Source organism: Pseudoclavibacter helvolus (assembly GCF_049707175.1).
Taxonomy (GTDB): Bacteria; Actinomycetota; Actinomycetes; order Actinomycetales; family Microbacteriaceae; genus Pseudoclavibacter; species Pseudoclavibacter helvolus_A.
In genome coordinates this window covers 1-23,128 of sequence record NZ_JBNAFM010000016.1, presented here as the reverse complement: position 1 = coordinate 23,128, position 23,128 = coordinate 1, and the positions used below count along the sequence as shown (strand labels likewise).

The 23,128-nt window shown below is 69.5% G+C and carries 21 protein-coding genes; 11 read left to right on the top strand and 10 right to left on the bottom strand.

Going from position 1 to position 23,128, the window contains the following annotated elements; translation table 11 throughout:
* Nucleotides 1–107: 107 nt before the first annotated feature.
* The 3 genes from ACPYN9_RS13205 to ACPYN9_RS13195 form a co-directional block, all read right to left on the bottom strand.
* Entirely contained in the window at nucleotides 108–809 is a 702-nt protein-coding gene (locus ACPYN9_RS13205; protein WP_424467002.1) for an RraA family protein, read from the bottom strand.
* Complete coding sequence (locus ACPYN9_RS13200; RefSeq protein ID WP_424467001.1) at nucleotides 806–1,795, bottom strand: hydroxyacid dehydrogenase; 990 nt, start codon at nucleotides 1,793–1,795, stop codon at nucleotides 806–808. The genes ACPYN9_RS13205 and ACPYN9_RS13200 overlap by 4 nt, the downstream gene beginning before the upstream one ends.
* Nucleotides 1,796–1,862: 67 nt before the next feature.
* Nucleotides 1,863–2,663, bottom strand: coding sequence for an IclR family transcriptional regulator (locus tag ACPYN9_RS13195; RefSeq protein ID WP_424467000.1), 801 nt, complete (start codon nucleotides 2,661–2,663; stop codon nucleotides 1,863–1,865).
* Between the two features lie 102 nt (nucleotides 2,664–2,765).
* Here ACPYN9_RS13195 and ACPYN9_RS13190 point away from each other — a divergent pair, with 102 nt between their 5' ends.
* Genes ACPYN9_RS13190 through ACPYN9_RS13170 form a run of 5 tightly spaced genes read left to right on the top strand, consistent with a single transcriptional unit; the run spans nucleotide 2,766 to nucleotide 7,972 of the window.
* Nucleotides 2,766–3,752 carry a Bug family tripartite tricarboxylate transporter substrate binding protein gene (locus ACPYN9_RS13190; RefSeq protein ID WP_424466999.1) on the top strand — a complete coding sequence of 329 codons (987 nt, stop codon included), beginning with the start codon at nucleotides 2,766–2,768 and terminating at the stop codon, nucleotides 3,750–3,752.
* The gene (locus ACPYN9_RS13185; protein WP_424466998.1) at nucleotides 3,749–4,399 is read left to right on the top strand and encodes a tripartite tricarboxylate transporter TctB family protein; all 651 of its coding nucleotides are present in this window, start codon (nucleotides 3,749–3,751) and stop codon (nucleotides 4,397–4,399) included. Before ACPYN9_RS13190 ends, ACPYN9_RS13185 begins: the two co-directional genes overlap by 4 nt.
* The gene (locus ACPYN9_RS13180) at nucleotides 4,399–5,916 is read left to right on the top strand and encodes a tripartite tricarboxylate transporter permease (RefSeq protein ID WP_424466997.1); all 1,518 of its coding nucleotides are present in this window, start codon (nucleotides 4,399–4,401) and stop codon (nucleotides 5,914–5,916) included. Before ACPYN9_RS13185 ends, ACPYN9_RS13180 begins: the two co-directional genes overlap by 1 nt.
* Nucleotides 5,913–7,127 (top strand): CaiB/BaiF CoA transferase family protein, encoded by a 1,215-nt coding sequence (locus ACPYN9_RS13175; protein WP_424466996.1) that lies wholly within the window; start codon nucleotides 5,913–5,915, stop codon nucleotides 7,125–7,127. The genes ACPYN9_RS13180 and ACPYN9_RS13175 overlap by 4 nt, the downstream gene beginning before the upstream one ends.
* Nucleotides 7,124–7,972, top strand: a complete 849-nt coding sequence (locus tag ACPYN9_RS13170) for a citryl-CoA lyase (protein ID WP_424466995.1) — start codon at nucleotides 7,124–7,126, stop codon at nucleotides 7,970–7,972. Before ACPYN9_RS13175 ends, ACPYN9_RS13170 begins: the two co-directional genes overlap by 4 nt.
* Before the next feature lie 41 nt (nucleotides 7,973–8,013).
* On the opposite strand, the gene ACPYN9_RS13165 is transcribed toward ACPYN9_RS13170, so the two are convergent.
* From ACPYN9_RS13165 to ACPYN9_RS13150, 4 genes are all read right to left on the bottom strand, one after another.
* Nucleotides 8,014–8,832 (bottom strand): carbohydrate ABC transporter permease, encoded by an 819-nt coding sequence (locus tag ACPYN9_RS13165; protein WP_424466994.1) that lies wholly within the window; start codon nucleotides 8,830–8,832, stop codon nucleotides 8,014–8,016.
* Complete coding sequence (locus ACPYN9_RS13160) at nucleotides 8,829–9,743, bottom strand: carbohydrate ABC transporter permease (protein WP_424466993.1); 915 nt, start codon at nucleotides 9,741–9,743, stop codon at nucleotides 8,829–8,831. The genes ACPYN9_RS13165 and ACPYN9_RS13160 overlap by 4 nt, the downstream gene beginning before the upstream one ends.
* A gap of 17 nt (nucleotides 9,744–9,760) precedes the next feature.
* On the bottom strand, nucleotides 9,761–11,119 hold the full coding sequence (locus ACPYN9_RS13155) for an ABC transporter substrate-binding protein (RefSeq protein WP_424466992.1): 1,359 nt from the start codon (nucleotides 11,117–11,119) through the stop codon (nucleotides 9,761–9,763).
* Nucleotides 11,120–11,236: 117 nt separating this feature from the next.
* A complete protein-coding gene (locus ACPYN9_RS13150; RefSeq protein ID WP_424466991.1) occupies nucleotides 11,237–12,328 on the bottom strand; it encodes a carbohydrate kinase family protein in 1,092 nt (363 codons plus the stop codon).
* 120 nt (nucleotides 12,329–12,448) lie between these two features.
* On the opposite strand from ACPYN9_RS13150, the gene ACPYN9_RS13145 reads away from it, so the two are divergent.
* Complete coding sequence (locus tag ACPYN9_RS13145) at nucleotides 12,449–13,798, top strand: 6-phospho-beta-glucosidase (protein ID WP_424466990.1); 1,350 nt, start codon at nucleotides 12,449–12,451, stop codon at nucleotides 13,796–13,798.
* A gap of 26 nt (nucleotides 13,799–13,824) precedes the next feature.
* Here ACPYN9_RS13145 and ACPYN9_RS13140 read toward each other — a convergent pair whose 3' ends face one another.
* Nucleotides 13,825–14,628 carry an SDR family NAD(P)-dependent oxidoreductase gene (locus ACPYN9_RS13140; RefSeq protein ID WP_424466989.1) on the bottom strand — a complete coding sequence of 268 codons (804 nt, stop codon included), beginning with the start codon at nucleotides 14,626–14,628 and terminating at the stop codon, nucleotides 13,825–13,827.
* 259 nt (nucleotides 14,629–14,887) lie between these two features.
* Between ACPYN9_RS13140 and ACPYN9_RS13135 the strand changes: the two genes are divergently transcribed.
* Nucleotides 14,888–15,673, top strand: a complete 786-nt coding sequence (locus tag ACPYN9_RS13135; protein WP_424466988.1) for an SDR family oxidoreductase — start codon at nucleotides 14,888–14,890, stop codon at nucleotides 15,671–15,673.
* A gap of 202 nt (nucleotides 15,674–15,875) precedes the next feature.
* Here ACPYN9_RS13135 and ACPYN9_RS13130 read toward each other — a convergent pair whose 3' ends face one another.
* Entirely contained in the window at nucleotides 15,876–17,252 is a 1,377-nt protein-coding gene (locus ACPYN9_RS13130; RefSeq protein WP_424466987.1) for an MFS transporter, read from the bottom strand.
* A gap of 212 nt (nucleotides 17,253–17,464) precedes the next feature.
* Between ACPYN9_RS13130 and ACPYN9_RS13125 the strand changes: the two genes are divergently transcribed.
* Genes ACPYN9_RS13125 through ACPYN9_RS13115 form a run of 3 tightly spaced genes read left to right on the top strand, consistent with a single transcriptional unit; the run spans nucleotide 17,465 to nucleotide 20,582 of the window.
* Nucleotides 17,465–18,127 (top strand): response regulator transcription factor, encoded by a 663-nt coding sequence (locus ACPYN9_RS13125; RefSeq protein ID WP_424466986.1) that lies wholly within the window; start codon nucleotides 17,465–17,467, stop codon nucleotides 18,125–18,127.
* A complete protein-coding gene (locus ACPYN9_RS13120) occupies nucleotides 18,124–19,650 on the top strand; it encodes a sensor histidine kinase (RefSeq protein WP_424466985.1) in 1,527 nt (508 codons plus the stop codon). The genes ACPYN9_RS13125 and ACPYN9_RS13120 overlap by 4 nt, the downstream gene beginning before the upstream one ends.
* The gene (locus ACPYN9_RS13115) at nucleotides 19,644–20,582 is read left to right on the top strand and encodes a TAXI family TRAP transporter solute-binding subunit (protein WP_424466984.1); all 939 of its coding nucleotides are present in this window, start codon (nucleotides 19,644–19,646) and stop codon (nucleotides 20,580–20,582) included. Before ACPYN9_RS13120 ends, ACPYN9_RS13115 begins: the two co-directional genes overlap by 7 nt.
* 24 nt (nucleotides 20,583–20,606) lie before the next feature.
* Here ACPYN9_RS13115 and ACPYN9_RS13110 read toward each other — a convergent pair whose 3' ends face one another.
* Entirely contained in the window at nucleotides 20,607–21,878 is a 1,272-nt protein-coding gene (locus tag ACPYN9_RS13110; RefSeq protein WP_424466983.1) for a DUF445 domain-containing protein, read from the bottom strand.
* 104 nt (nucleotides 21,879–21,982) lie between these two features.
* Between ACPYN9_RS13110 and ACPYN9_RS13105 the strand changes: the two genes are divergently transcribed.
* Entirely contained in the window at nucleotides 21,983–22,270 is a 288-nt protein-coding gene (locus ACPYN9_RS13105; protein WP_424466982.1) for a hypothetical protein, read from the top strand.
* The last annotated feature ends 858 nt before the right edge of the window (nucleotides 22,271–23,128 follow it).

Here is a 23,128-nt window from a genome sequence, read left to right as displayed (position 1 = left end):
CGTCGCACGGGGAGCCTCTCTTCTGCCGCGGCTCGGGGGCGCCGCGACGACCAGCGCATCACTGTACGCGGGCTCAGATGGGAGGCGGCAGCACTTGACAGGCGAGGTCAGACGGGCAGGCCCTTCGAGCGCAGCAGCGCGTTGAACCGCTCGGGGTCGGCGGTGCCCTGCTCGTTCTGTGTGCGGATGCGCGCCTCGCGTTCCAGGTGCTTCCTCGCGTCGGCGAGGAGCGACTCGGCCCGGCTCGCGGGCACCGCGAGCACGCCGTCAAGGTCGCCGAGCACGAGATCACCTGGATTGACCACGAGGCCGGCGATGGCGACGGGAACGTTGATCTGTCCCGGACCGTCCTTCGTGGGGCCGCGGTGCGTGTGACCGAGCGCGAACGCCGGCATGCCGCCCTCCTGCCATTCTGCGACGTCGCGAAGCGCGCCGTCGATGACGAACCCGCCGAGTCGTTTGGCGAGCGCGCTCGTGCGGATGAGCCCGCCGATCACCGCCTGGCTGAGGTCGCCGCCGCCCTCGATCACGATCACGTCGCCCTCGTGCGCGTCCATCATCGCCTTGTGGACCATGAGGTTGTCGCCCGGGCGAATCTTCACCGTCACGGCCTGCCCGGAGAGCGGCGCGGCGCCGTGATAGGCGTGGAGGCCGACCGCGCCGACGGAGCGCCCGAGGCAGTCGCCAGCGACCGCGACGGGGATGTCCCGGAAAGCCTGGATGAGCTCCGGGGGAAGGTCGGGTGCGCGCTCACCGATGAAGTAGCCGGTTGGCCACTGGGCGGCGGCGGTGGTGGTGGGCTCGGTCATGTGGTGCTCCGTTCGATGGTGAGCGTCTCGGGGTTCACGCACGCGCGCGGGTTGGGGGCGCGGCCATCCAGGTAGCCGAGGATGTTCTCGGCGGCAGCGGAGGCCATCGCGTCGAGCGCGGCGGGTGTCGAACCGCCGACGTGCGGCGTCAGCACGACGTTGGGGCACGTCAGCAGTTGACTCTCCGGCGCGATCGGCTCAGACCAGGTCGTGTCGAGACCCGCCGCGAACAGGTGCCCGCTGCGGAGCGCGTCGACAAGCGCCGGCTCATCGACGATCTCGCCGCGTGCCGTGTTGAGCACAATGGCTCCGGCCGGCAGCAGGGCCAGCTGCCGAGCGCCGATGAGGCCCCGCGTCCGGTCGCCGAGCGGAACGTGCAGGCTCAGCACGTCAGCCTGCTCGAGCAGCTCGTCGAGGCTGGCGGTCATGCTGAGTTCGGGGGTGGGGGAGGCCAGGCCGAACCCAGGGTCGAACGCCACCACGCGCATCCCCGTCGCCGCGGCGATGCGCGCGACACGCTGCCCGATCTGGCCTGCACCGACGAGACCGAGCGTCGCGCCCGCCAGCTGCCGACCATCCTGCGCCCTGCTCCAACGGCCCTCCCTCAGCTCCGCGTGCATCCAGGACACTCGACGAGCGGCGTTGAACATGAGGGCGATGGTGAGCTCTGCGACGGACTGCGCGTTGGCGCCCGGGGTCGTGAAGACCGGGATGCTCCGTGCCGTGGCAGCGGCGACGTCAATGTTGCCGACGCCGACGCCGTGCTTCGTGATGACGCGCAGTGTGGGGCACGACTCGATCGCGCGGGCCGAGAGCTCGACGGTGCGCGAGATGACGGCGTCGATGGGCTCGCTCGACATGATCTGCTCTACCTCGGCGCTCCCACCGCCGTCGGGGAGGTAGAGGACGCGGGCCCCGGCGCCTTCGAGGGCCTGGACCCCCGCTCTCCCGAGTCTGGGGGCTGTCACGAATACCGTTACGCTCACTGCACCGTCTCCTTCGTCGGTTGATGATCTGCGGGGGTCCCGATCGCCGGGCTGCTGCTCAGGTGGCTCATTCGAGCGCGGGTGGCAGCCCGGTCTGCGGCACGTCCTGCACGCAGGCGCGCAGTGCCGCGACGAACTCGGGGATGCGTGCGTCGACGAAGCGAGCGGTCGGACCGCCCAGCACGACAACAACCGGCTGCAGGAGCGGACGATCGCCGACCTCTGGCACGAGCATGGCGAGGCCACTGTTCCCGGACTCCCGCTCGCCGTGGCTGAGCCCCCAGCCCTGTTCGCGAATCGCGGCAACTCGATCGCGCAGTGCCGAGGTGTCGACATCGATTGCGGTGTTCGCGTCAAGCGCGGCGAGCACGGAGTCGAGGACCTCGGGCCGCTCGCCGCTGAGCAGGGTTGTGGATGCGGCCCCAAGCCAGATGGGGAGCTCGTCGCCGACCTGCACCACGTGGCGGAGCGTGTGGCGACCTGGCGCCTGGGCGATGGCGACGCGCGTGAGGCCGCGGCGGACGTAGAGGCTCACCGTCTCGCCCGTCTCGTCGGCGAGCTGCTGGAGTCTCGCGAGCGTGGCGGCGGGCGCCGACCAAGCCGCCTTCGCGAAGGCGCCCCAGCGGATCATGCGCGGCCCGACGCTCACGCGGCCGTCGGGGAGCAGCTGCAGCATCCGCTCGCCCACGAGCGTGTCGACGAGGCGAAGCACCGTTGTGCGCGGGAGCTCGCAGCGGCGTACGAGTTCCGCGAGCGTGAGCGACTGGCCCTCGTTCTCGAAGCAGTCGAGGACGGCGAGCGCCCTGCTCACGGCGCGGATGCCGCCGGCTTCTGAGCGGCCTGTGGACTCGGCGGCAGTGGTGGTCATGGCGTCTCCGGCTGAGGTCGTTTGCTTGCTCGTGCAGAACAGCGTACCATCTGACGGACAGAAGTGTCCGCTGTGCGGACACGCAATCACAAGGGAGTGATCGTGACTGCAAGACGCAAGCTCATGGGTGGGCTCGGCATCGCCGCGACCGCCGTGCTCGTCGGGATCGCGGCATTCGACGCCAGCGACTCGACGACCGGCACCGACCCGAGTACGAAGCTCACGTTCATGGCGCCGGCGGCGCCAGGCGGCGGATGGGACGGTGTGGCACGAGAGGCGCAGCAGGCGTTGCGTGCAGACGGGATCGTCAACAACGTCCAGGTCGTGAACGTGCCAGGCGCGGGAGGCACCATCGGACTGTCGCAGTTCGTGGGCCTCGGCGCCGACCCGACGAACCTCATGATGACGGGGACGGTCATGATGGGCGCGATCAACGTCAACGACTCCGCCGTCGACCTCTCCGACACGACACCGATCGTGCGGCTCGCCGAGGACTACGAGGTGTTCATCGTGCCGGCGGACTCGCCATACGAGACCCTGGACGACTTCATCGCCGACTGGAAGACGGACCCGCACGCGTTGGCCGTCGGCGGTGGTGGAGTCGGCGGCACCGACCACCTCCTCGCCGGCCTCGTCGCGGAAGACGTCGGCATCGACCCGGCCGAGCTCAACTACGTGTCGTACGCGGGAGGCGGCGAGGTGCTCACCGCGCTGCTCTCGAACACGGTCGCCATCGGGGTCAGCGGCTACAACGAGTTCAGCGACCAGATCGAGGCGGGCAACCTCCGCGCGCTGGCCGTGTCTGCGGAAGAACCCGTCGAGGGCATTGACATCCCCTCCCTCATGGACCAGGGCGTCGACGTGCACCTCCCCAACTGGCGCGGCATCGTCGCCCCGCCCGGCATCACGGATGCAGAACGCGACCAGCTCGTCGCGATCTTCGAGGAGATGGTCGCCACCCCCGAGTGGCAGGACACGCTCGAACGCAACAACTGGGAGCCAGCAGTGCTCACGGGCGACGACTTCGCCGCCTTCATCGAAGAAGACCAGGCGAGAGTCGACCAGATCATCGAGGAGCTCGGACTATGACCGGCGTCATCCCCACCTCAGCGTGGACACAGCACGACACCACCGCGAGACCCGGCTGGTGGCGACGCCGCACGGGCCTCGTCGTGCCCGGAATCCTCACCCTCGTGGGGATCGGCCTGGTCATCGGCACCGTCACGATGGCCGTGCCGAGCAACGTCTCGCAGCCAGGCCCGCAGGTGTTCCCGGCCATCATCTCCGTCGCGATCTTCATCGTCGCGGCCTTCCTGGCCATCGACGTCATCCGCAATCCCGAACCGGAGCGAGTGGCGGAGCCGGACCTGGCGGAGCTGCGAGGCGAGAAGAAGGTCGTCGACCAAGAGGCCGATGAGCTCTCCGACTTCGACCGCGACGAACTCGCGATCGTGCAGGACAAGGAGCTCGCGGCCGAGCACATCAGGCCGCGCACCAACATCCGCTCCCTCCTGGGCGCGCTCGGCACGACGATCGTCTTCATCGCCGCGCTCACCCCGCTCGGCTGGCTGCTCTCCGGCGCGTTCCTGTTCTGGGGCATCTCCAGGGCGCTCGGCAGCCGCCGACCCGTGTTCGACATCTTCCTCGCGCTCGCGATGTCTTCCATCGTGCAGATCGCGTTCTCGATCGGACTCGGCCTCAACCTCCCTCCCGGCATCTTCGTAGGAGTCCTCTGATGGATACGCTTGCAAATCTCGGGGAAGGGTTCCTCACGGTCCTCACCCCCATCAACATGCTCTGGGTGCTCATCGGCGCCGTGCTCGGCACGGCCGTCGGCGTCCTCCCCGGTCTCGGGTCGGCGATGGCCGTCGCGCTCCTGCTCCCCGTCACGTTCTCGCTCGACCCCATCGGTGCCTTCATCATGTTCGCCGGGGTGCTCTTCGGTGGGCTCTTCGGCGACTCCATCGCCGGCATCCTCATGAACACACCTGGCAACAGCACGGCGATCGCCGGATCGATCGAAGGCCACGCCATGGCCAAGAACGGGCGGGCGGCGCAGGCGCTCGCCACCTCGGCCATCGGCGCCTTCATCGGCGGCATCCTCGCGTCGATCCTCGTCGTCTTCTTCGCGCCACGCCTCGCCGAACTCGCGACGCTCTTCGGCCCGGCCGAGTATCTGGCGCTCGCCATCTTCGCGTTCATCGCGATCTCGGCGGTCGTGACGCAGTCCATCATCCGCGGCCTCGCCGCCCTCGTGCTCGGCCTCGCGATCTCCGTCGTCGGTATCGACTCGATCTCGGGCACCTCGCGGTTCACGGCTGGCATCCCCGAACTCTTCGACGGCATCGACATCGTCGTCATCACGGTCGGCCTGCTCGCGCTCGGCGAGGTCTTCGCGGTCGCCGGTCGCCGCGGGTACTCCGACGACACCGGTCTCATCCAGTCGAAGGGGCGCCTCTGGCTGTCGCTCAGCGAGCTCCGCCAAGCCCTGCCGGCCTGGCTGCGCGGAACCGCGATCGGCGTGCCGTTCGGCATCATCCCCGTCGGCGGCGCCGAGGTGCCGACGTTCCTCTCCTACGGTGCCGAGCGTCGGCTCGACAAGCGCCGCAAGAAGCCCATGTTCGGCTTCGGCGCCATCCAGGGCGTCGCGGGCCCGGAGGCGGCAGGGAACGCGACCGCCGGCACCGCCATGGGCGCACTCCTCGCGCTCGGGCTTCCCACCTCGGCGACCGCCGCGATTCTCCTCGCCGCGTTCCGCCAGTACGGCCTGCAGCCGGGACCGCTCCTCTTCGAGCGCTCGAGCGAGCTCGTCTGGGCACTGCTCGCGAGCTTCTTCATCGGCATGGTCGTGCTGCTCATCCTGAACCTGCCGTTCGCGCCGCTCTGGGCGAAGCTCCTCAAGATCCCACGCCACTACCTCTACGCGAGCATCACGCTCTTCGCGATGCTCGGCGTCTACGCGACGAGCGGCAAGATCCTCGACCTCGTGCTCGTCGTGGTGACTGGGCTCATCGGCTTCACCATGCGCCGCTACGGGCTCCCGGTGGCTCCGATGCTGATCGCGATCATCCTCGGCCCGCTCGCCGAGACCGAGTTCCGTCGCGCGATGGCCGTCAGCGAGGGCGACCCGGGCGTCCTCATCGACAGCCCCATCACGATCACGCTCTACTCCGTCCTCGCCATCACCGTGGCGTTCGTCATCGTGCGCGTGATCCGCGCCAAGGCGAGCGCGAGAAAGGAAGTCAAGGCATGACCGAGACCCCATCAGGTCCGCTCGCGGGAGTGCGAGTGCTCGACATGACCAACGTGCTCGCCGGCCCCTACGCCTGCTACCAGCTCGCCCTCATGGGAGCGGAGGTCACCAAGGTCGAGGTGCCCAACGGGGGAGACCTCGCACGCAGGCTCGGGTCGGACGCGCAGCTCAACGGCGACCTGATGGGGGTCTCGTTCCTCGCGCAGAACGCCCAGAAGCGCTCGATCACGCTCGACCTCAAGACGGAGGGCGGTCGAGCCGTCATGCGGCGGCTCGTCGCTGAGGCCGACGTGCTCTGCGAGAACTTCCGACCCGGAGTCCTTGCACGGCTCGGCTTCGACTGGGAGACGCTGCGAGGCATCAACCCCAGGCTCGTCTACTGCGCCATCTCGGGCTTCGGGCAGACGGGGCCGCTTCGGTCGAAGCCGGCGTACGACCAGATCATCCAGGGCGGCTCCGGGATGATGAGCGTCACCGGCACCGCGGGCACGTCGCCGCTCCGGGCCGGCTATCCGATCGCCGACACGCTGGGGGGCCTGGCCGCTGCCTTCGCGATCAGCTCGGCGCTGCACGGCAGAGACCGCACCGGCGAGGGGTCCCACATCGACGTCTCGATGCTTGAGACCGCCGTCACCGCCATGGGGTGGGTCGTCTCCAACCACCTCGTCGCGGGCCAGGAGCCCCGGGCGCTCGGCAACGACAACGGCACAGCGGCCCCGTCCGGCACCTTCCAGACCGCGAGCGGCGCCCTCAACATCGCGGCCAACAAGCAGGAGCAGTTCGAAGCGCTCACCAGCGTCATCGGCCGTCCCGAGTTGGCACAGGATGCGCGGTTCCGCGACCGCGAGGACCGCAAGCGGTTCAGGGCGGAGCTCACCGCGGAGATCGAGAGGGCCCTCAGCGAGCACGACACCGCGCACTGGGAGGAGCGACTCTCGGCGGCCGGGGTCCCTGCCGCGGCCGTGCTCACGGTGCCCGAGATGCTCGAGAGCCCGCAGATCGTCGAACGGGAGCTGGTCCACGACCTGCCGTTCCCGGGCCGCTCGGGCGAGACGCTCCGCGTGCTTGGCAACGGCATCCGCCTCGACGACCGCGCGAGCGCCCCGACGGCGCCGCCCCCCGTGCTTGGCCAGCACACCGACGAGGTCCTGAGCGAGCTCGGCTACGACGCCGCCCAGATCCACGCACTGCACGACGAGGGAGCCGTATGAGCGACACCGGCAGCAACGCCAAGCCACAACCGACCCTCGACGACGCGACCGCGTGGTGGAGCACGAGCGTCACCCGCATCGCACCCGGCGAGATCGAGCTCCGCGGCTACCCCATCGAGCAGGTCATCGGCAACGTGGGCTTCGTGAGCACCATCTGGCTGCTCACAAAGGGCTCGCTGCCGACACCCGCCGTGTCGAGGCTGCTGGAAGCGACGCTCGTCGCGAGCGTCGACCACGGACCGCAGGCGCCCTCGATCGCGAGTGCACGCATGGCAGCGACGTGTGGCGTCGGGCTGAACTCCGCGATCGCGAACGGAGTGAACGTGCTCGGGGACACGCACGGGGGAGCCGGGCAGCAGTGCGTGCAGTTGCTGAACGATCTGGTCGCCGAGCACGAGGCCACCGGAGCGGCGCTCGACGACCTGGCCCGTGCGGCGATCGGCGAGCACAAGCGCCACGGCCGATTCGTTCCCGGGTTCGGCCACCGCTTCCACCCGCGCGACCCTCGCAGGGACCCGCTTCTGGCCCTGGTCGAAGCGGCGGTCGCCGCCGGCGACATCTCGGGCAGGTACCTCGCCGCGGGCCTCGCGGTCGAGGCCGCGCTCGAGCGAGGCGAGCGGCGCATCCCCATGAACATCGACGGCATCTCCGCGATCGTCTACGCGGAGCTCGGCGTGGAGCCAGAGCTCGCCCGCGGACTGTTCGTGCTCTCGCGGTCGGTCGGCATCCTCGCCCACGCGTGGGAGGAGAAGCAGGCTGGCGGCCGCATCAAGGGCCCGCTCCCGCCACCGCTCCTCGCCGACTACACGGGGGAGCACACTCGGGATGTGCCAGGCGAGGGTTGAGGCCGGGACAGCGCGCGACGGCCAGCGAGGGCCCACCGCGCCTACTCCCGCACGGCCCCCTCGAGCATGCCCTGGATGAAGTGTCGCTGCAGGAACACGTAGAGCACGACCACGGGGAGCGCGACCATGATGGCCCCCGCCGCGAGCAGTGCGGTGCCCTGCGTGTACTGCCCCTGGAAGAACGCGAGGCCGAGGGGAGCCGTGCGCACGCTGCCGTTCGGCGACATGACGAGGGGGATGAGGAACTCGTTCCACGTCCACATGAACGTGAGCAGCACGAGCGTCAGGATCGCGGGGCGGCCGATCGGCACGAGCACCTGCCAGAGGATGCGCATGGAGCCCGCGCCGTCGAGCTTGGCCGCGTCGATGAGCGCCTGGCTCGACGAACGGAAGTAGGTGCGCATCCAGAACGTGCCGAAGGCGATCGACATGGCGATCTGCGGGAACGCGACACCCCAGACCGTGTTCGTGAGTCCCACGGTACGCAGGTCGAAGTAGAGGGGCACAATGAACGCCTCGGTCGGCACCATGATGCCGAGCAGGAACAGGTAGAAGATGGGGGTCGCGCCGCGGAACTTCATGGTGCCGAGTGCGTAACCCGCGAGGATCGACGCGAGCACAGCGACAACCACCACGATGACCGCGACGACGACCGAGGTCAGCATGTACTGCCCGAACCGCGCCACCTCCCACGCGGTGGGGAAATTTTCCCAGTGGAAGACTCGCCCCTCCTGCGCGACGGTCGCATTCTCCGGACCGAACGCGAGCGTGATGATGACGCTGATCGGCCCGAGGATGACGAGCCCGAAGACGCCGAGGATCAGATAGTTGGCGACCTTCTCGAACGCGGAGACCCTCATGCGCGGTCCCCGACCCGGTTCACGACGAAGTTGATGGCGAACACGATGAGGGTCAGCACAGCCCCGACCGCCGTCGCCGCACCGACCTCACCGAGCTCGAACGCGCGCCGGTACACCTCGAAGCTCGGCACCGTCGTCGACGTGCCGGGGCCGCCGCTCGTGGTCACGTAGATGAGGTCGAAGGTTTTGAGCGCCGCGACGATCGTGAGCGTCAGCGCCACCGTGATCTCGCCCCGCACCGACGGGAGTGTGATCGAGAAGAACTCGCGCACGGCGCCGGCCCCGTCGAGCCGAGCGGCCTCGTACAGCTCCTTCGGCACGCGGCTCATGCCCGCCATGAGCAGCACGGTCACCAGACCCAGCGACACCCAGGAGCCGATGAGGCCGACGGCCGGGAGCGTGAACGTGTAGTCGCCGAGCCACGCGCGCGTCCAACTCTCGAGCCCAACGAGTCGCAGGAGTCCGTTGAGGGGGCCGTCGGGCGCGTAGATCTGACGCCACGTCACGGCGACGACGACCATCGCGATGACCTGCGGAAGGAAGATGAGCGTCCGGAAGAATCCGAGCCCACGCACCTGCGCGCGAGTGAGGATTGCCGCGAGCATGAGGCCGACCGCGAGCGGCAGGATCGAGTAGAAGAAGATGAGCACGAACGCGTGCCCGAACGCCTCCCGCAACCGCTCGTCCTGCACGATCTGCACGTAGTTGTCGAAGCCGACGAACGTGGATGCGCCGAGCCCGTCCCACTCGTAGAACGAGAACTGCACGGCCCGGCCGAGCGGGAACAGCAGGAACGTTCCGTAGAGGAGGAACGCCGGCGCGAGGTACGCGAACGGCACCCAGGCTGGGGTGCCCCGGCGGGCAGCCCGCGCCGGGCGGCGTTCGCGAACCGTCGCGCTCGGGTCAGACATGCGTCGGCACGCCCCGGCTACGCATTGTCTGCGATGAAGGCGGCGTAGTCGGTCTCGAGCGCCTCCGTGAACTGCTCGGGGGTCAGTTGCCCGTCGATGAGCCCCTGCAGGGATTGCCCGATGGTCTCGCCGAAGGTCGGCGTCGCGTAGTCCAGGTAGGGGAGGACGCTGCCCGACTCGGTGACCTCGCCGAAGGCGCCGTAGATGTCGGCGAAGACGCCGGACTCCGGGGCGAGCTCAGCCGAGTTGTTGACGGGCAGGTTGCCCGTGTCGGCGAGGATCTGCATGGCCTCGTCGCTGGTGAGGAAGTCGATGTAGGCGGCCGCGACGTCGGTGTTGTCGGCGGCGGACGTCATCGCGAACGGCAGGCCCGTGCCGCCGGTCGTCGCCAGGGCGCCTTCGCTGGTCTTCGGCACGAAGAAGCCGAGGTCGTCGCCCATGCTCGCCTCGAGGTCGGCGGCCAGCCAGGAACCGCCGATGAGGAAGACGCCGTTGCCGTCGGCAAGCGCCTGCCAGGCCGCGTCGTAGTCGGTGCCGTTCACGCCGCTGTTGAAGTAGCCGTCGTCGACCCAGCTCTTGAGTTCCGTCGCGGCCTCGACGTTCTCTGGCGTGGTCCAGCTCGCGCCGGGGTTGCCGAGACCGAGGTTCGTGACGGTCTCCGCGTCCACATACTCGCCCTGCAGCGGCCCGAAGACGTGCCCCGCCGGCCATTGCTCGATGTTGCCGAGCTGCATGGGCGTCTCGCCGGCGGCCTTGGCTGTCGCGAGCGCCGAGTCGAACTCGGTCCAGGTGCCAGGCACTTCGAGGCCAAGCTGCTCGAGCTTCGCCTTCGAGTAGAAGATGCCGACGACCTCGCCGACCTGTGGCAGCCCGTACAGCTGGCCTTCGCCGAAGACCTTCGCGTCCTCGCTGTAGGTCGAGTACTGCAGGATCGACTCCTGGTAGCGGTCGAACCAGCCGTACGCCTTCGCGTAGTCGTCGAGCGGACGCAACTGCCCGGCCTCGACAAACGCGCCCATCGTGTTGCGGCCGTTGTTTGCCTGCACCACATCCGGGGCGTTCTCGTCGGTGAGCGCCAGACGGAGCGTCGTCGCGAGGTCGTCAAACGCCTGCGAGTTCCGTTCGATGGTGACGTTCGGGTACTTCTCCTCAAAGGCCGCGTTCAGCTGCTCAATCTGCTCGTTCTGCCCGCCGCGCACCTCCTGGTCCCAGACGGTGAGCGTGACCTCGCCGACCTGCGAGATGTCAGTGCTGATCTCGCCGCCCGAGGCTGCGGGCGCATCCGTCTGGCCCGTGCCAGGCGCGCATCCCGCCAGCGCGAGGATCAACGCCAGTCCTCCGGCGGCCGCCGCGGTTCTCCGGTGCTTCTCGTTCATGTTCGGCTTCCTTCTCTTGCGGGCTGCGGGGGAGCAGGGGGTAAAGATATCGCTGGGGTCTTGGGTCTTGGGTCTTGGGTGTTGGGTGTTGGGTCTCGGGTACGGAGGACGCGGCGGTCAGGCCGTCGGGAAGTGGTCGACGAGATGGAACGTCGCCTCTGCCCGTCGCACGGCTCCGGCACGCTCCGGCGGGAGCACCTCTTGCAGGAATCGGTAGCGGTCGATGAGCTGGGTGTCGCCGGATGCGCGAGTCGCGTCCCACCAATCGGCGATGTCGCCCCAGCCGGGTGCGGCGAGCGAACCGCCGAACTGCTGCACGGCGAGCGCGGAGCAGAGGGCCGAGAACTCGAGGCGCTGCTGCAGCGGCCAGTCGCGGAGCGTTCCGAGCACGAAGGATGCGCCGAACACGTCCCCGGCCCCGGTCGCGTCGTACGCCCGAACGGGGACGGCCGGGACGCGCACCTCCTCGCCGGTTGCGGCGTCGATGCCGATGGCGCCGTCCTTGCCGCAGGTCACCACGACGAGCGGCACGTGGGCGGCGAGCGCCCGCGCCGCGGCGATCGGGGAGTCGGTGCGCGTGTACTCGACTGCCTCTCGCTCGTTGGGGAGGAACGCGTAGCAGGAGGCGAGCGGCTCAAGGACCGCGCGGTCCCAGACGCCGGTGTCGTCCCATCCGACGTCGGCGAAGATCTTGGTGCCCTGCTTTGCCGCGCGGATCCACCACGGCTCCTGCTCGAGGCTCGACATGACGCCGAGTTCGGTAAGCGCGGTGCGGCTCGAGACGCCGTCGCTGAGGAGCGCGTCGCTGGAGATGGGGCTCGGGTGCCCGTGGGTGATCATGCTGCGATCGCCGTGCTGGGCGACCGAGACGGTGACCGCGGTGTGCCAGTTTTCGAGGCGGCGGGACTGGCTGAGATCGATGCCCTCGTGGTCCTCGAGCAGCTCCCAGCACCAGCGGCCGTACACGTCGTCGCCGAAGACGGAGGCGAGCGAGGTGGTCAGCCCGAGTCGACTCGCCGCGACGGCCAGGTTGGCGATGCCGCCGGGCGTCGATCCCATGCCCTCAGCCCACACCTCGGTGCCGGCGCTCGGCACGCCGTGCAGGTCGGTGAACACGATGTCGAAGAACACCGAGCCGGCGAGCACCACGTCGAAGCGCGGCCCGGCGGGCGCGTTCGGGGTGGGAGTCTCTGGGTATGGCGAAGGCATCGCGGTTCCTTTCGCGCCGTGCGGCAGTGTCTTGGCTTCAAGTATGTTCGATCAGTGGTGCATCGCGCCCTCATGCACGGACGCGGTGGTCGTCGATGCAGAGATTGAGGTGATGTGCTCGTGAAGCTCGCGATCATCGGTGGCGGAGGGTTCCGCGTGCCCCAGGTGTTCGAGGCGGTCGCGTCCGACGATGCCCCGGTGCGCATCGACGAGCTCGCCCTCTACGACGTCTCGCGCGAGCGGCTCGCGATCATCGGCGCCATCGTCGAGCGCATCGCGAGCGAGAAGCGCTTCGCTCCTCGCATCACCGTCACGACGGACCTCGAGGAGGCGCTGCGCGGCGCTGACTTCGTGTTCAGCGCGGTGCGGGTCGGCGGCACGGCGGGGCGGGTTGCGGATGAGCGGGTCGCGCTCGACCTCGGCGTGCTCGGTCAGGAGACGGTCGGCCCTGGCGGGCTCGCCTACGCGCTGCGCACCATCCCGTTCATGGTGTCGCTCGCCGAGACGATCCGACGGGTGGCGCCCGACGCGTGGGTCATCAACTTCACCAACCCGGCCGGCGTTGTCACCGAAGCCATGCGCCGCGTGCTCGGCGACCGTGTCGTTGGTATCTGCGACACCCCCATCGGGCTCCTGCGTCGCGCGGCCGCGGTGGCGGGCGCGTCGAGCCAGCGCAACTCCGGCGGTGCCCCGCGCGTCGCGTTCGACTACGTCGGGCTCAACCACCTCGGCTGGCTGCGCTCGCTGCAGGTCGACGGCGTCGACCGCCTGCCGGAGCTGCTCGCCTCAGATGCCGCGCTGCAGCGCATCGAGGAGGCGCGGCTCCTCGGGTTCGACTGGGTTCGTGCGCTCGGCGCGCTCCCCAACGAGTACCTGTACTACTACTCTTTCACGCGCGAGGCGACCGAGAGCATCCGAGCCGCCGCCTCGACGAGGGGCGAGTACCTCGACGCACAGCAGGGCGAATTCTTCGCGAACCCGGGCGCCGACCCCTACGCATCCTGGCTGCGCACGCGCCACGAGCGTGAGGCGAGCTACATGGCGGAGAGCCGGGAGGAGGGGGAGGAGCGCGATGTGGAGGATGTCGCGGGCGGTGGCTACGAGAGCGTCGCGCTCGACCTCATGTCGGCGCTCTCGTCTGGCGCCGAGGCGACGATGATCCTCAACGTGGCGAACGGCGCCCTCGTGCCCCAGCTCCCGGAGGACGCGGTGGTCGAGGTCGGATGCATCGTGGACGCCGACGGCGTTCACCCCTGGCCGATCGCCCCGGTCAGCGGCGAGATGCTGGGGCTCATGACGCAGGTGAAGGCGTCAGAGCGCCTGATCATCGAAGCTGCCACGCGGGGGTCGCGCGAGCTCGCCTGGCGTGGCTTCGCGGCGCATCCGCTCGTCGACTCCGTCGGGGTCGCCCGTAGCCTCGTCGAGGGCTACAGCACGCACTTCGAGAGCATCGGCCGGCTGCTGCGGTAGGTGCGGGGCCCCTCGAGGGCGGCCAGCTACCGAGCGCGCACCGCGCGGCTCATGCCCTTCAGCAGGAGCTTGCGAGGTGCGAGCTTCGACGCGACCGTCAGCAGCGTGTTGGCGCGTCCCGGCACCACGGACGGGCCAGGCTTCGGCTTCTTGAGCTCGCGCAGGGTGATCGCCACAACCCGGCGGGCACTCATACGGGGGAGGCCAGAGCCGATATCCTCACCCGCGACGTCGAAGAACTCCGTCGAGGTGGGGCCGGGGGCCAGAGCAACGACCCGCAGCGCCGTGTCGGCCGACTCGGCCCAGAGCGCCTCCGTGAAGCTGCGCACGAAGGCCTTGGTTGCCCCGTAGATCGCGAAGCCAGGCGTCGGCTGGTAGCCGGCGACGCTCGCGACGTTCACGAGGAAGCCCTGGCCTGCGCGGAGCTGGCCGATGAAGGCCTGCGTGAGGTCTACGAGGGCCGCGACGTTGAGGGCGATCTCGGCGCGCACCCTGTCCGGGTCCTCCTCGTGGAAGGCACCGCTCGAGCCGAACCCGGCGTTGTTGATGAGGCTCGTCACCCGCACCTCTCGGCGCTCGAGCTCCGCGACCAGCGCCGCGGCGGCGCCCGGTTGGCCGAGGTCGGCGGCGATCGTTGTCACGGTCACCCCGTAGCGGTCACGCAGCTCGCCGGCGAGCGCATCGAGCCGTTCGAGCCGGCGCGCGACGAGGGCGAGGTCGCTGCCACGGGCGGCGAGCTGACGGGCGAACTCGGCGCCGAGGCCAGAGCTCGCGCCCGTGACGAGCACGGTCTGGTCTCCGAAGCGGAGCGAAGGCAGGCGGGAGGTCATCTGGCCAATGTACGTCCGGGCGCCCGGAGGAAGCCTGCGTGCGCGCCCCGCCACGCTCGCCCACGCAGCGCGCCAGTCGGCCTACGGCCATGGACTAAAAACCGGGGACGAGCGGGCGCCAGTTCTAGGCTGATCGTGTCCCCTCGACACCTCACACCCGATCGCTGCGAACCACAGTCCCCAGCATGGTCCGCCGTGGTCGGTCGAGACTCCCCAGTCAGCGCGTGAAGCTTCCTCCCAGAGTCAAAGGACCTCAGCCATGTCCCGAACATACGTCGTCACAGGTTCCGCAACCGGCATCGGCAAAGCCGCCGCCCTCAAGCTCAGAGAGGACGGGCACCGAGTCATCGGCGTCGACCTCGCCGGGGCCGACATCAACGTCGATCTCACCAGCGCGGAGGGCCGAGACGAGCTCGTCGCGCAGGCGACCGAGCTGAGCGGTGGCATCCTCGACGGCGCGCTCGCCATCGCCGATCGCATGCGCCCCTCGTCGGAGACCGTCGCCGTCAACCACTTCGGTGCCGTCGCGACGCTCGAGGGGCTCCGCCCGCTGCTGTCGCTCTCCGAGGCGCCTCGGGCGGCGGTGGTCGCGACGCTCGTGGCGCTCGAGGAAGTGGATGCGCGCCTGCTGGAGCTGATCGAAGCCGGCGATGAGGCGGCGGCGCTCGCCTACGCCGACACGGTCGCCTCGGCTGCGGCCCCCATCGGCTCGTCGGTGCTCTTCACGACCTCCAAGCAGTCGGTCGCCCGGTGGGCGCGGCACGCCGCGACGCAACCGGACTGGGGCGGGCAGGGCATCGCGCTCAACGTCGTCGCGCCGGGCCGCTCGTTCATGTCGATGACGGCCGGCGCGCTCGAGACCGAGGAGAGTGCGTCCGCGCTGCTGCGCGACGAGGCGTCGCATCCCGGCGAGCTGCGCGGAGACGCAAGCCACGTCGCGAACCTCCTCGCGTGGCTCACGAGCGAAGACAACGGCTACGTCACTGGCCAGGTCATCTACGCCGACGGCGGGGCTGAGAGCACACGGCGACCGACGCTGGTCTGAGCGGGCCGCAGCCGTCGCTGGGCTCCTGCGTTCGCTGGGCTCCTGCCGTCGCTCGGCCGCGCATCCGCTCGCCCCGCGCATCCGCCACCCCGCCCCTTCTCGGCCGCAAGCACACGAGTCGTGCAGGCTCGTTTGTGAACGAACCTGCACGACTCGTGTGGATGCCCCTGGCCCGAGGCCAGGCAGAGCCTCCCTGGGCGGGTTAGCGGACGGCTGCGGCCTCGCGGTCGTTTCGCTGCTCGTCGCGCGCGGCGATCTTCGCGCGCATGCCCTTCTCGTCGTCGAGCCAGTTCACTCCCTTGTTGTTGAGGAAGAAGACGTACACGACGAGCGACGCGGCGATCGCGATGGTGACGTACACGATGAAGAGCGGCACCTGCTGCGCCTCGCCGGCCGCCGTGTAGAGGAGGGGCGCCGTGCCGCCGAACAGCGAGTTGGCCATGGCGTAGCCGAAGCCGACGCCGAGCGCGCGGATGTGCGTCGGGAACAGCTCCGCCTTCACGACGGCGTTGATCGACGTGTACCCGGTGAGGATCACGAAGCCGCCGACGAGGATCGCGAACGCCGCGAGCTCGTTGGTCTGCTGCGGCAGGTAGGTGAGCAGGAACCAGGTGTAGAGCACGCCGCCGACGCCGAAGAACACGAGCAGGGTCTTGCGGCCGACGATGTCGGAGAGCCAGCCGCCGATGGGCTGCAGCAGCATGAGCACGGTGAGCGCGATGAGGTTGAGGATCGTGCCGTTCACGACGTCGTCACCCGCGAAGGCCTTCTTGACGATGCCCGGGCCCGTCACCGAGTAGGTGTAGAACGCGACCGTGCCGCCCATCGTGATGAGGAAGCAGAGCAGCAGCGGGCGCCACTGGTGCAAGATGAGCTCCTTCATCGAGCCGGAGGAACGCGACGTGCCGTCCTTGACCGACTCGATGGCCGACTCGCTGAGCGACTCGTCCATGGTGCGGCGCAGGTAGAAGACGACGATGGCGGCGACGCCGCCGATGCCGAACGCGATGCGCCAGCCCCACTCTGAGATCGCTTCGGTCGGCATGAGAAGCACCATGATGAGGAGCGTCGCCTGCGCGAGCACGTGGCCGCCAACGAGGGTCACGTAGTGGAACGACGACAGGAAGCCGCGGCGTCCCTGGATCGCGGCCTCGGACATGTAGGTCGCGCTCGTGCCGTACTCGCCGCCCGTCGCGAAGCCCTGCACGAGTCGGCACATGATGAGGATGATCGCGGCGCCCGCGCCGATGACCTCGGCCGACGGGGTCAGCGCGATGATGAACGAGCATCCGGCCATGATCGACACCGAGACGGTGAGCGCGAGTCGGCGCCCGTGCCGGTCGGCGAACCGCCCGAAGAACCAGGCGCCGATGGGCCGCATGAGGAACGTGACGGCGAAGATGGCCCAGATGTAGATCTGCGAGTTCTTATCTTCGGAGTCGAAGAACTGGAACTCGAAGTAGGAGGCGAAGACCGAGTAGACGTAGACGTCGTACCACTCGACGAGGTTGCCGGCCGAGCCCTTCAGCGTGTTGGAAACCGAGCGGCGCAGGCTGCCCGGCACTTGTGTCGTCGTCATTGACTTCTCCATCGTCGTTGATCTGCGTCTGCCGCCTGGCGAGGCCTGACCCCGCCGCGGTGTTGGTGTACTGGACAACTCTCGGCAGTGCGCCAGGGGCGCGCGCGGATCCTTACATTCCCTTTACGTGGGGGGCGGATGCGCGAGCGCGGTGGTAGCGGATGCGCGATGCCGTGAGTGACCGCCAGCCCGCCCGCGCCTACCATTGGGGCATGCGTGTGCTCGTCGCTGAGGATGACGCGTCCGTCTCCGCCGCCCTCGCGGCCGTGCTCGGGCGCGCTGATCACGCCTGTCTTCAGGTCGCCCGCGGCAGCGACGTGCTGCTGCAGCACCGCGACGTCGACCTCGTGCTGCTCGATCTCGGGCTCGAGGACCTCGACGGGCTCGAGGTGCTGCGGCGGCTCCGCCAGGTGAGCCAGGTTCCGGTGATCGTGGTCACGGCCCGCGGCGACGAGCGGTCGACGGTGCGCGCGCTCGGTCTCGGGGCCGATGACTACCTCGTGAAGCCCGTCAGGATGCACGAGCTGCTCGCACGGATTGACGCGGTGGCCAGGCGCCGGGCGCCGGCGGCCGAGCCTGAGGTGGTGCAGGTCGGGGATGCGCGCATCGAGCTGCTCTCGCGTCGGGTTGCGGTGGGCGACGACGAGGTCGCGCTCACACCGACGGAGTTCGAGCTGCTGTCGGTGCTCGCCAAGCGCGTGGGCCGCGCGGTCAGCCGGCAGGAGCTGCTCGATCAGGTGTGGGGTGACGCGTACGCGGCGACCTCACGGTCCTTTGACGTGCACCTCGCGCAGCTGCGGCAGAAGCTTCCTGCCGTTGCGATCACCACGATCCGCGGCTTCGGCTACCGGCTCGAGACGAAGCCGACGCGATGAAGCTGCAGGTGCTGCTTCCCCTCATGCTGTTCGGGCTGCTCACCGTGATCGCCATCATCGTCCCGGCGAGCGAGGGCATCGCTGTCAATCGCACCCAGCAGCTGACCCTGCAGCGGGCGACCTCCATGGACCAGATTGTGCACCGCGCCGAGACCGCGGCCGCGAGCGGCGACGCGACGGGCCTCGACCGCTACCTCGAGCGGTTCGCCGACACGTACGGCGAGTCGGCGATTGTCGTCGACGGCGAGGGGCAGGTCGTGTCGTCGGTGGGCGGCGTCGAGTTGGATGCCAGGGTCGCGTCGCTCGTGCTCGCCGCCTCCCGCACGGTGCCCCAGCGGTCCATTCCGACGATCTACCCGTGGAGCGACGACACGCACCTCGTCGCCGAGCCGTTCTCGACCGGCTCGAGCGCCGCATCCGGTGCCGTCGTGCTCGAGGTGAACCAGGCTGCGGCGAAGGCGCAGATCACCGGTTGGTGGGTTCTTGTCGCGCTCGCGGGGGCGCTGCTCCTGTTTGCGCTCTTCGCGGCGTCGCAGTTCTGGACCAGCTGGGTGCTGCGCCCCGTCCGCGCCCTCGACGCCGCGGCGAACGCCCTCGCGGAGCAGCGCGAACCCGACCTGGCGGCAGCGACCGGGCCGCTCGAGCTGCGACGCCTCTCCTCGTCGTTCGCCCGCATGTCACGCGGGGTCGAGGACGCGCTCGAGCAGCAGCGGGGCTTCGTCGCCGAGGCGTCACATCAACTGCGCAATCCGCTCGCCGCGATCCGTCTTCGCATCGATGCGCTCCCTCGCGACGAGGCTGACGAGGCCGAACTCGAGGCCGTCGGCAGCGACCTCGACCGGCTCGAGCACGTCGTCGATCGGATGCTGGTGCTCGCCGACGCGGAGCATCGAGCGACGGCCGAGGCGAGCGGTCGGCGCACCGGGTTCGCCGACGGGGGCGCCCGCGCGCACGTCACCTCGGCTGCCATGCTCGCGGCGCCGCACGAGGAGCGCTTCGCGGAGGAGGGGATGCGGCTGCGCGTTGTCGGCGACGACGAGCTTCGCGTCGCCTGCCGCAAGAGCGACCTGGAGGAGATCGTGGAGACGCTGCTCGACAACGCCAGGAAGTACGCGGGACGAGGGGCGACGGTCTCGGTCGGCTTCGTGGTCGAAGACGGGCCGTATTCGGCGGACGGCGCGCGAGCATCCGGCCAGCACGGCGGCAAAGGACCGGACGGCCTCGCGAGGGAGAAGCGTGAGGACGAGCGCGAGACCGGGTCGGAGAACGAGTTGGCGTACGAGGTCGTGGCGGGCAGGGCGGTGCTCGAGATCAGCGACGACGGGGCAGGGGTGGGCGACGACGAGCTCGCGCAGCTCGGCACCCGGTTCTGGCGGTCGCCGGCGCACCGCGGCAAGCCCGGGACCGGGCTCGGCCTCGCGATCGTCGGTGAACTGGCCAGAGCGAACCGAGCGAGCGTCGGCTACGACCTCGCGCCCGAAGGCGGGCTCCGCGCCCGCGTGAGTCTCCTGCGCGCATGGTGAGCGTCACACGTCGCAGCCTGCTGCTCGGCGTCGGAACCAGTGCAGCCGCGGCCGCTGCCCTCGCCCTCGGCGGCTGCTCGCTCGGGCAAGCTCCCACGCGCATCCGCATGGCCTGCGGTGAGCAGGGCGGCACCTACGTGCAATTCGGCGAGCTGCTGCGCGACGCCCTCACCAGGGCTGGCACGACCGGCCTCGAAGTGGTGACGACGGGCGGCAGCGTCGCCAACCTGGAGCTGCTGAAGCACCGCGACGCCGAACTCGCGATCGTGCTCGCCGACGCGGCCGCCACCGACGCGCAGAACAAAGTGGCCATCGGCCGCGTCTACCAGAACTACCTGCAGTGCTTCGTCCGCAGAGGCGGCCCGATCGGCGGCCTTGAGGACTTCCCCGGGCGGCGCATCTCGATCGGCGCACCCCAGTCCGGTGCCGCCCTCACCGCCCGCCGAGTGCTCACCGCGCTCGGCCTGCTCGACGGAGCCGACGCCGTCGAGGTGTCAGAGCTCTACCTCGACGAGGCCATGACCGCGCTCGAGACCAACGCGGTCGACGCGATCTTCTGGTCGGGCGGCCTGCCACTGCCTGCCGTGCAGAGCCTCGAGACCGAAGTCGAGCTCGTCGACCTCACCAGCGCCCTGCCAGCTCTTGAAGTCGACCACCCGGGCATGTACACGCTCGCCGCCGTGCCCGCGAGCACCTACGGCAGCGCCGAATCGGTGCGCGCCATCGGCGTCTCCAACTACCTGCTCGCGCGTCCCGACCTCCCCGACGACGTCGCGGAAGCGCTCGTCGACGTGCTCATCGGGGACGCGGCCCAGCTCGTCCCCGAAGGATCGCTGGGGGTGCAGTACCTGACGGCGTCCAACCTCATCGACACGTCCCCGATCGCGCTGCACCCCGCGGCACAACGACGGTACCGCCAGCTCTACGGTTGAGCGCGCGGACCAGGCGGCGTCGCCCTAGCCGAGGAACGCGTGGGCGATCGTGAAGATCGTGACCCCGGCGAGGGCGCCCACGATCGTGCCGTTCAGGCGGATGTACTGCAGGTCGCGGCCCACCATGAGCTCGATCTTCTCGCTCGTCTCGGCAGCGTCCCAGCTGGCGACGGTATCCGAGATGATCGACGCGATCTCGTGACGGTACCGGTCGACGAGGAACACGGCCGCGTCCGTGACCCATGTGTCCACGCGCTGCTGCAGCTGCGCATCCGTCGTCAACCGCTGGCCGATGTCGACGAGAGCCGCCGTGACCCGCGTGCGCAGCGCGCTCCCGGGGTCTGCGAGCGAACGGAGCAGGCCCGTCTTCGCGGCGTTCCACGCCTCAGCCGCAAGCTCCCGCATGCGGGGGCTGTCGAAGATGTTGCCCTTCGCGCCCTCGAAGCGAGCGATGAGCTCGGGGTCATGCTGCAACTGGTCGGCGAGGCGAACCAGGTAGCCGTCGATGGCGGCGCGGGCCGGATGCGCGTCGTCCGCTCGAACGGCCGCCACGAACTTGACGGCCTCGTTGTACGCGGTGTTGTCGACGAGCCGAGTCGCGACCGACGGAACCCACGACGGCAGGCGCCTCGAGACGAGGCCGTCGAACGCGCTCTGATTCGCCGCGAGCCACGCGGCCGCGCTGTCCGCGGCGAGATCCACAGCCCCGCGATGCGCGCCAGTCGCGACGACCCGCGACATCCACTCGCCGAGCGGCGGCGCCCACTCGGGCTCCACGAGATGCTCGCGCGCAAGATCCGCGATGAGGCCCTGGACGTCGTCGTCGCTCAGGGCTTCAAGCACGCCGGACGCCATGACAGACGCCTCCGACGCGATGCGCTCGGCATGCTCCGGCTGCTCGATCCACTCGCCGAGGCGCGACGCGATCGACGTGGCCTGCAGCTTGGTGCGCACCACGTCGCCGCGCAGGAACTCGGTCTCAACAAAATCGCCAAGGGTTCGGCCGATCTCGTCCTTGCGTTTCGGGATGATCGCCGTGTGCGGAATCGGAATGCCCAGCGGATGCCGGAACAGGGCCGTCACCGCAAACCAGTCGGCAAGGGCGCCGACCATTCCTCCCTCTGCGGCAGCGCGCACATACGCGAACGCCGGCACCTCGCGCTGCAACGCAAACGCGACCACAAACACGACCGCCATGAACAGCAGGGCTCCGAGCGCCACGGCCTTCATCACGCGAAGGCTGCGACGACGCTCCTGATCTGCAGGACTCAGGAGCTCGGTCGGGGTGCGCGACATGCGGTCATCCTCGCACGCGCGAGCAGGCGGCGCGTGCGCGAGACCCGGGGACCGCGGCGCTCTCCGGGGATTCGACGCGTATGCCAGATCGGCAGACTGGATGCATGACCTCGCAGCCTCAGCGCACGTTCCGGTCCGCCGCAGACGGGTCGTCCGCGACCGCGTTCATGTGGTGGGTGGTCTTCCTGCTGATCGGCGTGCTGAGCGGCATCGTCGTCTCGCTCGCCACCTTGCAGCTCGCCGCGGGCACCGAGCAGCAAGAGGCGCTACAGGCGGTGTTCTGGGCAGCCGCGATCGTCAGCGGGGCGTGTGCCGTTGGTGCGTTCGTGGCGTTCATCCGCACGGTCTACGTGCTCCTCGACCGCAGCGACCGGCACTGGAACGGGGAATAGGCGCGCGGGGCGGGCTGGGCTGGCCTGGGCCTGGGGCTCGGCCTGGGGCTGGGCGTTTGCGGGTTGGGGCTTGGGGTTGGGGTTGGGGTTGGGGTTGGGGTCTGTCGTCTGACATGTGACGTCTGGCGCCCGGGGGCTTGGGGCCTGGGCCTGGTGTCTGGGGATCTGGGTCCGGCGTCTGGGGGCCTGGCGTTTGGCGCTTGACGGTGGCGTCTGGGGGCCTGGCGTTTGGTGTCTGGGGCCTGTGGGTTGGTGGGTGACGCCCGGGTCTGGCGGCCGGCGGCTGGTGCCCGGGGCCTGCGGTGCGCGCCCGGGGCCGGGCGTTTGGCGCTTGGCGGTGGCGTCTGGGGGCCTGCATTTGGCGTCTGGGACCTGTGGTTGGTGGGTGGCGCCCCGGGTCTGGCGGCTGCGGCTGGCGGCTGGCGCCCGGGTCCTGCGGCGCGCGCCCGGGCCCTGGGTGTTGGCTCGGGTCGTGCGGGGATGTTTGCTCGCCGGCCACCACTTCAGCCTGGAGGTGCGCGGCATCAGGAACGTCACCAGTGGTTGCTGTGGTGGTCGACGATGCCGCGAGGTGTCCTGCGCGACCTTCCTCATCAGGTCACGAGGCCTGTCTGGGCGATGAACCGTCTCGATTTGCTCTGCCCACCGGGAGTTTTCGTCGGCCAGGAATTGTTTCGAAACTAGTTTCGATATTCATTGAAAAATCCTGGTCAAAACCTGGTTTGAGGTGCGCTCCAGTGGTAGGCTGGTGGTGATCTTGGGGGAGGTCATCGTGGCATCAGAGTCATTCAGGGGTTCGTCTCGTGAGACGGCGGTTGTGGATGCGCTTCTTGAGGGCCGGACCGATCTGTTGAGGGT